At 62.6% G+C, this 15,004-nt stretch carries 7 protein-coding genes; all 7 read left to right on the top strand.

Features of this window, described 5'->3' with window-relative positions; all coding sequences use genetic code 11:
- Positions 1-50: 50 nt before the first annotated feature.
- From VYJ16_RS18560 to VYJ16_RS18590, 7 genes are read left to right on the top strand one after another with little or no spacing between them, the layout of a single operon-like run.
- A complete protein-coding gene (locus VYJ16_RS18560) occupies positions 51-1,871 on the top strand; it encodes a DUF8186 domain-containing protein (protein ID WP_336351814.1) in 1,821 nt (606 codons plus the stop codon).
- 4 nt (positions 1,872-1,875) lie between these two features.
- Positions 1,876-2,784: a hypothetical protein gene (locus VYJ16_RS18565; RefSeq protein ID WP_336351815.1), complete on the top strand. Its 909-nt coding sequence runs from the start codon at positions 1,876-1,878 to the stop codon at positions 2,782-2,784.
- A gap of 3 nt (positions 2,785-2,787) precedes the next feature.
- The gene (locus VYJ16_RS18570) at positions 2,788-4,566 is read left to right on the top strand and encodes a TrbL/VirB6 family protein (protein ID WP_336351816.1); all 1,779 of its coding nucleotides are present in this window, start codon (positions 2,788-2,790) and stop codon (positions 4,564-4,566) included.
- Entirely contained in the window at positions 4,566-8,336 is a 3,771-nt protein-coding gene (locus VYJ16_RS18575; RefSeq protein ID WP_336351817.1) for a VirB4 family type IV secretion system protein, read from the top strand. Before VYJ16_RS18570 ends, VYJ16_RS18575 begins: the two co-directional genes overlap by 1 nt.
- Positions 8,336-12,388: a hypothetical protein gene (locus tag VYJ16_RS18580; protein WP_336351818.1), complete on the top strand. Its 4,053-nt coding sequence runs from the start codon at positions 8,336-8,338 to the stop codon at positions 12,386-12,388. The genes VYJ16_RS18575 and VYJ16_RS18580 overlap by 1 nt, the downstream gene beginning before the upstream one ends.
- Complete coding sequence (locus VYJ16_RS18585; protein ID WP_336351819.1) at positions 12,385-13,254, top strand: DNA primase; 870 nt, start codon at positions 12,385-12,387, stop codon at positions 13,252-13,254. The genes VYJ16_RS18580 and VYJ16_RS18585 overlap by 4 nt, the downstream gene beginning before the upstream one ends.
- Positions 13,251-14,780 (top strand): primase-associated protein, encoded by a 1,530-nt coding sequence (locus VYJ16_RS18590; protein ID WP_336351820.1) that lies wholly within the window; start codon positions 13,251-13,253, stop codon positions 14,778-14,780. Before VYJ16_RS18585 ends, VYJ16_RS18590 begins: the two co-directional genes overlap by 4 nt.
- The last annotated feature ends 224 nt before the right edge of the window (positions 14,781-15,004 follow it).

Raw genomic sequence — 15,004 nt, forward strand, 5'->3', positions numbered from 1 at the left:
CCGTTCCCGGGGGTCGTCCTGACGAGAGCTCGAACGAGACAGAGCATCCGATGTGCCAGCATTACGGCGAGAATGGCCTCGCGATCAACGTGTCGGCGGCGTTGTTCAGTCGGGACGTCGACCAGCTCGACGGCCAGGGTTACACTGGAACCGAGTACATCGAGGACTGTGGGCACGAACCAACGTGGGCGACCAATCGCACGCTCGAGTTCGACTACACGAGCATGCAGGCATTCCCGGAAGTAGGAACGTGGAACCGCCGTGACGTCGGTGACGTCCCGTTCCCAGAGCCTCGCGGGCAGGTGAGTCTCCACCCAGAAGGCGAATCGACGTACGACGCGGGCTATCTCAAGGACGCAACCGCGAGCGTCTTCGCCGTCACACCCAGTGTGGCACTCCGAGACGAAGCCCGCGGCGGCACCACCCTCCTCATCCGCGACAATACCACCATCCACGGGACCCAGTCCTACCGCACACAGCTCCCTTTGGGATTGAACGATACGAGTGGGCGTACGCACGTCACCTACGATATCGAACGCCACCGCGTCGTCGGCGCGTGCCTCCTTGACGGCGACTATCGCAGCGACGCCGGTAAGCTGCACGAGAACGAATCAGCGACGCTCTGTCGGAACGAGACGCCGCTCGCGACGGGCGCCGGTCTGAACACTGGCGGCCCCCAGGATCCAGCCGCCCGCCGGAATGCGTCGCTGTCGTTCACGTACACGACCGCGATGAACGACTCGCTGTCGTACGTCGCAACGTTCGAGTTCCGACTCCAACGGACCGAGACGGTCTGCACTGACTGGAACGGCACCTCGAACACGTGTAATGGGACATACGTCCTCGAAGAGTTCTCGGAAACGAGCCAGTACACGTCGGCCATCGACCACCTCGACGTCGAGTACTACAGCCAGCCAACCCCGACCGCCGAGGTCGCCCGCTATCCAGACGACAGTACGGAGTTCATCCTCGAAGCACGCAACACGTACGGCTACCGGCTCGGCTGGGATGGCCTCTTCTCAGGCGTCCGCTTCCCGGCGTCGAACAGTCAGGCCGGGTGGACGTGGCGCGTGTTCTCCGCTGAACGACCAGGGTGGCGCTATCTCATCAATGAGTCTCGAACGACGCGAACGAGAGGGCGGTCGCCAGCGCATCCACTCCAGAACTACGCCATCCCAGTCGCAACGACGACCGAGGACGCGACAGGGACGCGCCTCAGCACACAGGGCAGAATCCGCGTCCAGGAGATCCTTCGGTCGAGTCCTGCGGTCACGACGCCGAGCATCGACGACAACATCCTCATCTCCGCCCCAGAACCCCAGTACCGACTCCCGTACGCCGTCGTCTACGAATCACCACAAGCGCTCAATTTCTCGCAAGCAGAAGTCATCGGCCTCCTGAACGACACGAACACCACCGGCATCTACGTCCAGCGTGCAGTCGACGTCCGCGCGACGAACCTGAGCGCGACCGTCGACCGCATCAACGACACGCATCTACGCACGACGGTCTCGCTCGCCAGCATCCGCGAGACCGCGAACGGCCAGACTGAGACGCCGCTGTCAACACAGCCGACACTCGGATACGTCGTCGTGAACGGTGAGCGCATCCAGACCAGAGCCGACGGCACGGCAACCGTCACGGTCCGGGATGCCGCGTACGTCGACGCCCGCTACAAGCCAGCGGGCTGGAAACAGCATCGTCGCGACGTCGGCTACCTCTCGAGCACGCGGAGCGTTCGCGTCCCTGACCCTGGAGCCGGATTCCTCCTGCAACTCGTGAGCGAGCTCATCCTGCTGTTCTTTCCGTTCCTCCTGGTGTTTGTAACGCTCCGGCATATCGCCAGCAGCAACCCCAACACGATTCACTAACAACATGACCTCACGCTCACCCGAAACGACCGACAACACACACCCACAGACGACGCGACGACGCACTTTCACCACCCTCGCCAGCACAACTACTGCACTCATTGCCACCGCCGGGTGTCTCACTGGGAACACGAGTGATAACACAAACAACAGCAGTGATAGCGACGAAGACACTCAGATTCCAGGCACTCTCGACCGGGTAACTGTTGGCACGTACGAGGTCACCGTCGACGTCGCGAATCCCGAAGAACTGGACTCCATAGCGCTCCGACGACCCACGAGTGGCGTCATCGACCGCCAACAGGTGCAAGGTACACACACGTTCCCGCTGATGGAATCGGTCGAATTGTACGACCCAGGAGAGTTTGTCATTGAGGCGAAGGCTGGCTCAGATGTCGTCGCAGAGCACACGCTTGAGATAGCACCTGATCTCCAGATCACGAAGATAGAACTGCTCAAAGAGAGTGGCCAAGAGAAGTTGACCTCGACGAGAGGGGAGAACGAGGGTACGACATGCGCTGAGAAGCCACATCAGCATCTATTCACGATCGAGAACCGTGGTTCTGGTCCAGCCGCTCTGGGGAAACTCAAGGCAGAGCTTCCAGAGGACATCAGTGGGTATCATCGCAATCGCTGGGAGACACCGAGTTACATCGAGTGCCACTCAAGAGGCCGTAGTGAATGGACTACTGACCCGGTGCTTGCCCCTGGTCAGAGTCTGACGTTCGCTCCCGTCTGGAGCGAAACTGGATATCGGAGTCAGACACCAGGCGACGAATACACGGTACCTATCTCGGTTTTGGAAAATGCTTCAGAGGACTGGTTCTCGCAGGACGTCGAACTCACGTTCATCGAAGTCGGTGATGGGAATCTTGCCCCTGTGTTCGAGGTCATCCAGGAGACCGGGAACTAGGCTATGAGTGAGACACTCACCGCGGTCTTGCAACACGTGATTCTCCAGGTTGGGATTAGCTGGGACTCCGTGTTCGATATCTTCACCGACCAACTCCCGGAGATGTACAAGTCGTTCGTGCGCTGGGGGCTCGACGCAGTTGTTGAGAACTTCTTCGGCAATGAAGGACTGTTCCGGGTCCTACTCCGGACGCCCTCGCCAGAAATGCGGAATGGTGGCATCCTGTTCGGAACACCAAAACAACCGATCTGGAGTCATCTGAAGACGCTGTACTGGAGCAAGTTCCTTCCAGTTGGCTACCTTGTGTTGTTCCTCTCGGTGATGGTGAGTAACTTCGGGAAGGCGTGGGGAGTCGGTCAGAGCAAGGCCAACGAGCGGAAAGTTGGACTCCTCGTCGGACTCTTCCTCATTCCCGGTGGGTGGTATCTAGCCGTCGCATACCTGAAGCTCATGAATCTCTTCGCGTTGAGCGTCCTTCCTGCGCCTGCTCAACTTCAAACAATCAGTGTCCAGACCATGTCGAACGTAGTCAGCGGAGAGATTGTAACGTCGAGTGCTATCGGCGGCATCGCTGTGGTCGCGTATCTGTTAGCGGTTGTCGTTCATATGATTCGGCTGTTCGCAATCTGGGTGCTTGTCCCAACACTCCCACTCGTGATGGGATTCGACCTTGGCGAATTCCCCATCCTCGGGAAGTTTTCTCGACGGGCCTACAGCGCGTTCATCGTCCTCGGTGCGGTACCAATCCCGATCGGAATCGGGACCAGAATCATGCTCTCGTTTCAGGCCATGGCGGACAGAGGCGGGGACGTGGTGTTTGCTGGGATTGCTGATATGATGTTCGTGTTGGTGGTGCCGACGTTTGCGGCGTTGGTTCCCATCTATGTGTTCTCGCAGGCTGCGGACTATGCGACGATTCGTGGCGTATCCGCTGCGCTCTCCATCATCAGTACTCCAGCGAGCATGGCCGCTTCGGGCTGGAAGGCTGCAGGCAAGAAAGGCCTCTCCAAGATGTTCGGTTCAGACTCTACTGATGAGGATGGCGACGATGATGGTGGGGACGATGACGGTGGTGGGCATGGTGATTCTGGGCCTCGCCCATCGAGTGACGACTCTGGTCGTGGAGATGGACACGGCCGGGGTGGGCTCCCGAAACGCCGGCCGTCTGGCGCTCGTCCGGATACACGAGGTGGACCGAAGCCGAACCCAGCGTCCGACATCGACGCTTCGAACTGGAACCCAGGGGCGGGTCGCGCTCGATCCACGACCGTGGATGGCGAGCAGCCTGCACTTCCAGGATACCAGCACACGCATCCTGCGAGTGCGTATCCAGAGGTCACGTCTGCGGAAGCAGACGCAGCCGGCGATCCGCTCGTCGGCGACAGCGCGCGAGCAGACTACGTTGCCGGAGGACCCGCTCGCTCGGATGTCGATTACGTGAGTGACGGCCGGATGGTCGACCCGGAGGTGTCGTTCGCGACGCACGCTGACCGCGAGTTCGCGCGCTCGCAAGTCATCGCGACCGGGGCCGCCAGCCCCTACTATCGAACCCAGGCACCCACCAACCAGGGAACACCCCGCGGGTCGAGCGATGCCAGTGGCGGCGGTATCGAACAATCGGACGGCAGCGAGACGCCTGCAATCGTCGACGAGGCAGCCGCGAGAGCGCGACGCCGCCGCAGGAAGCAGCCAGCCCAGACGAATCGAGCAGTCAAACAGCACGAACGGCGACGGCGCCGGCAAGCCACCCTCCGCGACCAGTACTACGGTGACGATTCCTGATGACAGACACGTACGCGACCGCGACGCTCGATGGTACCGACGAACCAGACATCATCCCATTCCTGGGAATTCCGACGAGTGACCTCTGGCTCCTCATCGGCATCCCTGGCCTCGTCCTGTTCAGTGGACTCGCGCTCGACCAGCGCGTGCTCGGCATCCTGTTGGGTGCCGCCGCCTTCGCGGGGGTTGGCGCCGTCGTCTACGCGACGCCATCGTTCCTGACCACACGAGACTGGCTCAACGTCCTCAGAGCACACTACACGACCGCGAGTACGCACGAGAACCGTGTCGTTCGTGACGTCGACCTCGGGGACCCGGGGTCGTTCTTCGAGCGGTTCCAGACCGACCAGAGCACGCGCAAACTCACGCACATCGAGCACGTCTATCCCGGCCGTGGCGTCGTCGAGCGCGACGACGGCCAGCTCGTCGCCGCACTCGAACTCGACCCGCCGAATCAGGACTTCGCAGGGTCTCGAGAGTGGGAACACGTCGCCGCCCAGGCTGCGGAGTTCGCGAACAACGCGCTTGATTTCGACCTGCAGGTGTACCTCACCACCCAGCAGTTCGACATCGAGGACTACACGAGCACGCTCGCCGAGCGACTCGAGGACGACGAGGTCCGCGACCACGCCATCCTGAACGCGGTCGTCCAGGACACCATCGAATCCCGCCCGCGAGAGCTCGAGGATGCCGGCACGTCGCCAGTTCACGCGTACCTCATCGTGAGTGTCGACCGCACGGACGTCATCATGGACTCCGGGAGCACGGAGTCGAGCGGGTTCGCGAAACTCGGTGACATCCCACTGCTGGGGATTCCGTTCCAGATTGCGTCCTCGATGCGGGAGGGGCTGAGTGACGCTCGCGAGCACGCGCTCATGTTGAGTCGACTCGACAGTCGACTCACGACGATACGGACGGAGTACGTCAACGAGATCGAGGGCGCGGACGCCCGCCAGCTCACGACTGGGGAGTGGCTGGCGCTCGCCGAGACGTACTGGCAGGGAAGCGAGCGCCACGACCACCCCGAGAAACTCGCCCGGAGGAGTCCCGCCATCACCGCCAGTCCTGGGCAAGCCACCGCTCATGTCGACTCGTATTCTGAGGAGGTGGCGTCTGGCCAGCGTCCGAGCGTCGACGGCGACCTCTCGCTGGGCACACCGAACTCGGAAGGCGGCGGCGAGGAAAGCGAGGCGGACACACCCCCTGAAACGAGTAAAACCGGTGATATGTTCGAGGTGGACGAAGACGACTGGCAAGACATCGACGAGGCCGCCACCGACGACGCAACTGACGACCCAGAGGCATCCGCTTCGGAGAGCAAATCAGGCCTGACACCCCTCCCCACTGGGTCGCGCTGGGCATTCCTGCCGTGGGTCGAATCAACCGAGGCCTCCGACGAAGAGAAACTCACAACCGTCGACGACGACCTCGACCGCGACCTCCCACCCAACCCCACTACTTCCAGTGTTAGCGAGACCGGTGACCCCACTGCTTCCAGTGTTAGCGATACCGATGCGGACCCCACGATTTCCAGTGAAATCCCCGCGACTGAAGCACTGCAGGGACGCGAAATCGCGCCCGAGGGAATCGAGCGCGAGTACGACCACGCGAAGGTTGGCGAGCAGTATCGGCGCGCGATGTTCGCGCACGGGTGGCCCGACGAGATCGAACCGGGCGCACTCCGGCATCTCATCGGCGCCACGCCACACCTCGAGTTCGACATGAGTCTCCACTTCGCACCGCGAGACCGCGGTCGAGTACAGAAACAATTGGAGCGGCGCGCGCAGGGAATGTCGGCGGAGTCGAACGCGAACGACGACCTCGTCGACGGATTCTTCGCGCACGACCAGCGCGAGCGCGTCGAGCGGACCGCCGCGATGCGCGACAACGTCCGTGACGGCGAACGCCCATTCGACGTCTCACTCTACGTGAGCGCACGAGCCGACGACAAGGACACACTCGACGACGACACCGAAGCGCTACGGAAGGCCCTCCAGGACAAGCACTCGTTCCTGGGGATGAAGACGGTTACGGGCAAGCAACTGCGGACGCTCGAGTCCATCGCCCCCATCGGCAAGGACTACCTACGGAGAGAGCCGGAGTTGGACCCGAGCCAGCTCGCGCTCGGTGGTGGCGTCGGCGCGCTTCTTGGGTCGCTCACGCGGAGCGAGCTCCTCGAGGACGACGGCGTCGAGATGGGCGAGCACGCGTTCAACGGGACGCCACTCATCAAGGACCCCTTCGAGTCCGAGACGAACTACAACTGGGTCGTCATCGGCGACAGCGGCAGCGGGAAATCCTACCAGACGAAGCTCAACGCGTTGCGGACGCGAGCGGTCAAGGAGAACACGAAGGTCATCATCCTCGACCCGATGCAGGGCTTCAACGGCATCGCGAAAGCGATGGGCGCCAAACGCATCACACTCGGCGGGTCTCGCGGACTGAACCCGCTCGAGATTCGTGCGCCAACGGAAGCCAGCCGGCGCGCAGCCGGCGAGGACATCGACCCACTCTCGGAGAAGATCCGGGACGTAATGAGTTTCTTCGATAACTTCGCGCACCGCGAAGGCATCGACCTCGGCCCGGAACGGATGACACTCACCACCGCCATCACCGAAGCCTACGCCCGCAAGGGTATCACGACGGACCTCGACACCCACAGCAACCCGAGCCCGACGCTCGTCGACGTCCTCGACGTTCTGGAGGAGATGGCGACCGAACCCGAGGAGTTCATCGTCCGCATCGAGAGTGAAGCCGAGGAGATTGCGGCGAATGCGACCGACCTCATCAACCTGTTCCGGCCGTTCATCGACGGCCAGTACCAGAACCTCGCCGAACCCAGCGAGTTCGACCTCCGCAACGAGGATGTCGTCTACCTCGACCTCTCCCAGCAGGAGAAACGCCAGAGTGGTGGCGGGCTGATGATGCAACTCGTGTTCTCGCTGGTGTACGAGCGCGCGAAGGAAACCACGGACAACGTGGTGTTCATCATCGACGAAGCGCGGTTCCTGATGCGTGACGCCGCGAACCTCGAATTCCTCGGCCAGCGCGTCCGCCACAGTCGCCACTACGACACGAGTATTCGGTTCATCACGCAGGAGGTGAACGACTTCTTCGACCACGAGGAAGCGGAGGCGATCATCAACAACTCGTTCGTGAAACTCCTCCACCGCACCCAGGAGATCGGGCAGTGGGGGGATGCCTTCGGCCTGAACAGGCAACAGGTCGGGTTCGTGAAGAACGCGAACACGGGCACGAACGGGTACTCGGAGGCGCTCGCGGAGATCGACGGCACGTGGTATCCGATCCAGTTGTTCTCGACGCCCGCCGAGCACGCGGTGGTCGACTTCGACGAGCGCGAAGATTCCGTCGATGACCTCCCTGGAATGGGTGATGAGACGCGGTCGCCGCTCGTTGAACGCCTCCGGCATACGCTCCGGATGAAGCCCTACGATGCGGTGGACGACCCACAGCGAGTGCCGGCCCCACCGGGGTCGTCGACACACCGGCAGTTCCACGCACTGAGTGACCGCCAGCAAGAGTACCTGTCGTTGCTGTCGGACACGGAGATCCTGAGCGTCCTCGAAGCCATCGACGCCGGCCGCGACCCAGTCGCGGCCATCGCGACGCCGGTGACGGAGAAGCTCAACCGCCTGTTCGGTGGTGTCGACGAACGCGATATCCGGGATGTCCTCAAATCCGCGGGACGTGACGAGGGCTCGCGGTCGGGACAGTCGTCGGATGCGCCGGTCGTGGAGGGTGACGATTGATGCTCGAAGACCGCCCGTACATTCGGGTGACGCCGTCGAACGACACGCTCGACGACGCGGCGTCGCCGCCACCGGCGGCGTTCCGGAGTCTGCACTCGCTCACGGGTGAGGGCAGTCGTGGCTTCATCGACTCTCGAGACCCACCTGCCGTGTTCGAGGTCCTCGTCATGTCGCGTGGGGAGGACGCACCGGTCGAACTCTACTACGGGGTGGATACGAACGCGCACGTGGAGACGATGAAGCGGAATCTCCGCGATATCTATCCAGAGACATTCAAGATCGAGCGCGTGATGCGAGCGCCCTGGAAGCGCGTGCTGACGCCGATTCGACTCAGTAGCGAGGAATTCGTCGACCGCCTCCGAGCCGACGACCTCCTCGTCGACGTTGAGGAGATCGCCGTCGGCTCACCTTCGCCGGTCCCGGACGATGCGGAGCATCCCACTCGCGATGTCGAGTTCGTCGTCGATGGCACGCACGTCGCGGTGTCGCCACCGAGCCAGTTCGAGGGCCGCGACGACGAATCACTGCTCTCGTTGACGTGGCCGACACTCGCGCCCTCGGGCGCCATCTACGCCCGGCCCGCCATCGATACCGTAGACGCTCGCGGTGTTCGGTGGGAGTCGAGCGCGCAACGCAAGCACGACTGGATGACGTGCTTCGAGACCACCACCATCGGGCGCGAGACCGACGACGTCCACATCGACTGGGCGCAATCGGGAACACCGGCGCTGCAGTCGCTCATCACGACCGTCGGCGGCGCCAGCGTCCCCACGGCGGTCCAGCTCGTGTTCGAGCCAAAGGACGACTGGACGGCCGAGGCCGAGTCACGCAAGCGTCGGATCCGCGACCAACGCGACACCATCACCCAGCGCGTCATGGGGACCATCATCCCCTCCGGCGACGAGAACCGGTCCGACACCGAATATCCAGATGGCGTCCGTCGTCGCCTCGCGCACCTGTCGGCGAAGCACCCGAAACGAACGTTCACCCTGAACATCCGAGCCACCACCGTTCCAACCCGACCAGCATGGGAACACGACGACGACGTCGACGATGCGCCCGCGGAAATCCAGGAACGCGAGCGTGTGCTCGACGCACTGGAGACGAGTCTGGACGCGTTCGCCGGCGAATACATCGAACTGAAAACGAACCGCATCCACGAGGAATCCTCACCAACAGCGACCACGCTCACCCGCCGACTGCTTGGTCGAGACCTCGTGACCGCTGGCGACGATGGCCTCGCCAAGCGCGTCCTTTCGAGTAGCCGCCGGCGTGCGGGTATCGTCGTGAACCCGAGCGAACTCGCCCGGCTTGCAACTGTTCCCTCCGGCCAGAATCTCCCCGTCGAAGTCTCCCGGGACGCACGAACGCGCAAACAGGAATCGGTCCCGCTTCCACGGCCGCTCCCGGAGCACGTCGACCCGTTCACCGGCACCGGAATGGCGGTCGGGGACGCGCTTGACGAAGCAGGCCGGCCATGCGAGCGCATCCAGATTCCCGAGGTCGTCCTCTCCCGGCATTACGCGCGCTTCGCAGCCAGCGGTGCCGGGAAGTCCGTCGGGATTCTGAACGACATGCTGACGTTGCACAGCGACACGTCTGGTCCGGTCGTGTTGATGGACCCGAAAGGCGACGGCATGAGTCAGGAATACCTCCAAGCGCACTATGCCGCGTACGACACGCTTGAGGACGTCTACGCGTTCACCATTCCCGAGGACGTTCCCGCTATCGGGTTCTTCGATATCCGTCCCGCACTCGCGGCTGGGCTCGACCGGGCGACTGCGATTAAGGACGTCGTGGAGCGCTTCCACGAGGTGCTGCGTGTCGTCATGGGCGAGGACTACGACCAGGCGTACGTCGCAACACAGATCCTCGGGAAACTCGTGACCGCGCTGTTCGACCCCGAGTACGGCCAGGACGCCTACACGCTCGACGACCTCCTGACCGCAGTCGACGACATGCAGCGCAGTCAAGCCCTCCCCGAGTTGAGCGGGGCGTTCGTGGACCTGGAGCAGTCGCTGGCGGCGCACTTCGAGAAGCCTGACCGTCAGTTCTTGACGACGATGGACGCCGCCCGAAACCGCCTCGAACAACTTGCGGACGACCCCCCGCTGGAGGCGTTGTTCAATCACGTCCCCGCGTTCGACTGGGAGACCGGGACGTACGCCACCGATGGGACCGGGTTCGACTTCCGACGACTCCTCGACGACGATGCCGTCGTCCTCTTCGACATGGGGCAGTTGCGGCCGAAGCCTCAGCGTGGGATGACGCTCGTGCTCGTGAGCGAGCTCTGGTATCGCATCCAACTCGAAGAACAAGCCTACGGTGGCTACGAGAAGCAGACGAACCTTATCATGGAGGAAGCTGCGGACGTTGTCGCGAGCGACCTCGTCACAGAGCAGTTGATCCCGAAGGCGCGGTCGTTCGGGCTGAGCCTGGGCTTGGTGATGCAGTATCCATCGCAGGTTCGCGAGGTCAGCGAGCGCGCGTACCAGGAGATGATGAACAACGTCCAGACCCGCCTCTATGGAAAACTCGCGAACGAAGCGGACGTCGAATCGATGCTCGCCTCCTCGCGCGTCGACCCGGCTGAGGTCCGGGACCGGTTGAATGCGATGCCACGCGGGGAGTGGATTGCTGAACTGCCGAGTCCACGTTATGGGTCCGAGCACCTGCGGCCGTTCTCGCTGTCAGCACTGGATATCCCCGCTGGGCACTCCGAAAGCGACGTACCCATCGATGTGTCCGACCCCGGGTTCGCGAACGCCCTCGACGAGATGACGAGGAACGTGGACGACTCACTGAGTGTGTCGCTCTCTCGATTGGAGACTGAGCCACGCAAGACAGTCACCGCACACACCACGAGCGATACCACAGCGAGTGCGACCGCGGCAACGGACGCGACGGCGAGTGAGTCCTCACGTCCCGATGCCGAGTTCGAAACCGACGGTACCGACTCCGAGGATGGCGATGCCGACGAGGATGATGAACCTGAGGACTGGCAGGAGGTGTTAGCAGCACGCGACAAACTGCGAGAGGGGGAAACCAGAGACACACGTCCCGGCGAGGAGATCGACGAGTCGAGTGAGGAAGCGGCGTCGGATCCACTGGATGGGCCGTGGAACACCATCGGAACCGACACCGACAGTGAGGACGAGTCGACCGCAGCGACCGAGCGCACGCCCAGAAAAGCGGACACGACGCGGTATGCAGCCCCACAGGACGGCGACGACGGCGAGACCACCGTCGACGAGAACGGGAATGTAGAGGCTTCAGACGACGATGAATCGGATGTCGAGGAGGGCGAGCCACCAGCATCGCCGCTGCCGGCGGCATACAGCCCGAAAACCGAGGACGAACTCGACGAACTCGGGCTCACGCGCGACGACGAACACTTCCTTCTGCTCGTCCTGCGAGCGATGAACGGCGACCTCGAGGACTACGATCTCCTCGAGAGCATGACCCAGCTCCGTGACGGCGCTGGCGACCCCGACGTCGACCTCTTGGAGGCCGAAGGCTACCTCGATACGCACCGCGTGCTTCGGAAACGCTACTACACTGTGCTCCCCGAGGGTCGACGGCATCTCGAACGGACACAGACCGTCAGTCCCGGCGAGGGAGATCTCGGCGAGAAGACGCCGCACAAGGTCGGGGTGGCGCTCCTCGCGAGAGCGTTCGAGGACCGCGAGGAGGTCGACCGGGTCGAACGCTACCATCGTGCGTCGGAGGATGTCAAGTACGACGTCGTCGGATTCGACGCAGACGACGAACTCGTTCGCGTGGGCGAAGTCGAGACCGTTAGCAACAATCGCGAGAGCGTCGTGACCGACTTTGAGAAACTTCGGAATGCGGACGCGACCGCCGTCTGGCTCGTTCGCAACACCGACGCAGGCCAACACGTCATCCAGAGTCTCATCAAGAATGGGGACTTCCCCGATGTCCCAGAGCACGCTCGCGGCGGAACCATCCGTGAAACCGTCGAAGAACACGGAATCCAGGGTCTCACCCAACTGGAGACGTATCGCCAACTCCAGAACCGACTCGACACATGATGTGGCGCCAGGCAACCCGCGAGGAGATCCAGACGTACTATCGCGAGGAGTTCACTCAGCACCTCGCTGAACGGCCAGAGCACATTACGGCGACCGGTCCACTGCAGTTCGCGCTGGCGTTCCGGGAATCGTATCCGACACGAACCGACGGCCGCCCGCCACGGGACTTCATCCGTCGGGACACTCGCACGGACGACGGCCACAGCACGCACTTCGACCACATGGGCGACGTCCTCGATTTCATCCGAAACCCGGTGCGGAATGACCCGCTGGGCGACCTCGCCGACCCCGACACCATCGAGCAGCGCGACCCAGTCCCTGACGCCGTCTACTACGCGCTCGACCACTGGTCGCGGTCGTGGCTCATCATGGTCGACATCGACGCGAAAGACATCGCTCGCGACCGCGCCACCCGTCTGCTCCGCGACTCTGGCGTCGACCCCGACGGCTGCACGACCGACGACATACTCGCAACAGCCGGGGTCCTCGACGGCCCACCACTCGACTATCCCTACGAGTTCACGGACATCCAGACTGCCATCGAGCAAGGGTTCGAGGTAGCCGACGTGTTCGAGACGCGATTCAACGCCGAGGAGACACAGGTGTTCTACACGGGCCAGGGCGTCCACGTCTACCTCTACGACGACGACCACCCCCACGCCTGGGATGAAGCCTCGCGTGAGGTCCTCAACACAGTTCTCACCGAACGCCACGGCATCGCGGTCGACGAACAGGTCACATCTGATCGCCGTCGCGTCGCCCGCCTCCCTGGGAGCCTCCACGCCGACGTCTCCCGCATCGTCACACCAATCGACAACCCCGGGTTCGACCCGCGAACCGACGCCACCCCGGAATTCCTCGCATGACCACCAACGCACCAACCGTCACCGACCACTTCGACGCCCTCCAGCGCGCCGCCCTCCCGGGCGAGCACAGCCAGCTCGCCCTCCAGTACCTGTTCGACCACGGCTACACCGCCTTCCACACCCAAGATGGGGACGTCGATGCAGACTCCCTGGTGAGTGCGGTCGAACGGTTCGCGCTCGAAGCGTTCGACCCCGGCGACCCACGCAATCGTGACGGACCGTTCGTCGAGGACCCGGCCGTGCTCGCGACGATCACATCGCTTGCGACTGTCTGCGTCACGGACCACCCAGCACTCGCGGACACGCCCACCGACCGCCTCCAGCTGGTCGCAGACCTTCGGTCGCTCTATGCCGCGACCATCCAAGACCTCGCTGTCGACGCCGGCGACGACTTCGTCCAAGAGCTGGCCGAAGTCATCTACGCGAAGGACCCCGGCGAGCAGGGACCACATCTCGGACGCGTCTGCACAGGTGTCGTCCATAACCCCGAGTTCCTCGACGACGATGGGACGTTCGTGGAGATCCCGATGCCAGCAGCGTCGCCCGAGTGCATCGTTCGCGTCACTGATGATGGAATCGGCGGTGCGTACGATACTCGGAAGGGGACCGTCGACGGCGAGTTCGCCACACGAGTCTGGGATAACAACGTGTACGTGCCAGTGGAGGATTGTCGGCGCAAGCACTGGGAGCGCCTGAAACGCGGGTTCGGGGCGCTCGTCGACGCACAGAACGCGAGTCTCGACGAGGATCAGCGTGAGTGGATTCGGAATCGTGCTGATGGAGTTGGCGAGCGCATCGATCGCTTGCTGCAGGCTGGCCGTGAAGGTCGCGTCTGGAAGGGCTGGGATGGCGATGATCAACTGGTTCAACTCGTCTCTTCGGCGTTGTCTGCATCGGACCTCGATAGGGACGGCGTCTACCCGGCCGATGTATTCTTCGAGGCCTTGCAGCGGTACGAGCCGTCGGCTGGCTGGGAGGCGTCGCTATGCCAGCGCATCTCGAGTGCGAGCACGCTCGAAGCGCGCCTCGTCGACGCCGACAGTAATCGACTAGAAGTTATGGAGAGGAAGGGTCGGCGACTATTCAGTCTCGAGTCGAGAACCGGCGGGAACGAGGTGCTGGTCGAAGCGATCGAGGACCTGTTCGAGTTGCCGTGTATGGGGAAAATGGACGAGCGGCTCAGGGAGCGTGGGCCGGTCCGGAAGGACCTGTTCAATTTCGTCCGGATGGTACTCTGGTTGCCTGAATACGAGTCCGCCTCGGTGGACGAGGTGGTCCGTGATCTGCAGTGTGTGTTCGACCGCTGGCCGTGGCACGACCCGGCCGAAACAGAGTACCAGATTAGGTATGAGTTCGGGAATACAATCAGTGGGGAGACACCGCTGCCGATGAACTGTGACAACGACGACATGCAACGCTACTGCATCGGCCAGGACGAGTGCCCATACTCTATCTGGGGGAGTGTTCCGTTCGCTGAAAGTATGTACGAAGCGGTTGACGCCCCTCATCGTCATCCGGATTACTGACTCGAACTGGCATACCGACCTCCTCGTCTCGCCCACTACAGACTTTTCTTATATAGAATCAAGAATACCAATAATCCGTTCTTGGAACTGGCCAGCTGAACTTGTCTTGATGACTCTGGGAAGTCACGTCTCGCTCAATTAGATGACTCCTCGCTCACTCTACTCTATTTTCCGCTGTTTACTCGGATATATCGAACCCCTGCAACGGACCCTGAATCGGTATC

Source organism: Halorubellus litoreus (assembly GCF_037081675.1).
GTDB classification, from domain to species: Archaea; Halobacteriota; Halobacteria; order Halobacteriales; family Natrialbaceae; genus Halorubellus; species Halorubellus litoreus.

Coding starts and splice junctions, on each gene's coding strand:
- VYJ16_RS18560 (WP_336351814.1), top strand. CDS start 51: ATGTGCCAGCATTACGGCGAGAATGGCCTCGCGATCAACGTGTCGGCG.
- VYJ16_RS18565 (WP_336351815.1), top strand. CDS start 1,876: ATGACCTCACGCTCACCCGAAACGACCGACAACACACACCCACAGACG.
- VYJ16_RS18570 (WP_336351816.1), top strand. CDS start 2,788: ATGAGTGAGACACTCACCGCGGTCTTGCAACACGTGATTCTCCAGGTT.
- VYJ16_RS18575 (WP_336351817.1), top strand. CDS start 4,566: ATGACAGACACGTACGCGACCGCGACGCTCGATGGTACCGACGAACCA.
- VYJ16_RS18580 (WP_336351818.1), top strand. CDS start 8,336: ATGCTCGAAGACCGCCCGTACATTCGGGTGACGCCGTCGAACGACACG.
- VYJ16_RS18585 (WP_336351819.1), top strand. CDS start 12,385: ATGATGTGGCGCCAGGCAACCCGCGAGGAGATCCAGACGTACTATCGC.
- VYJ16_RS18590 (WP_336351820.1), top strand. CDS start 13,251: ATGACCACCAACGCACCAACCGTCACCGACCACTTCGACGCCCTCCAG.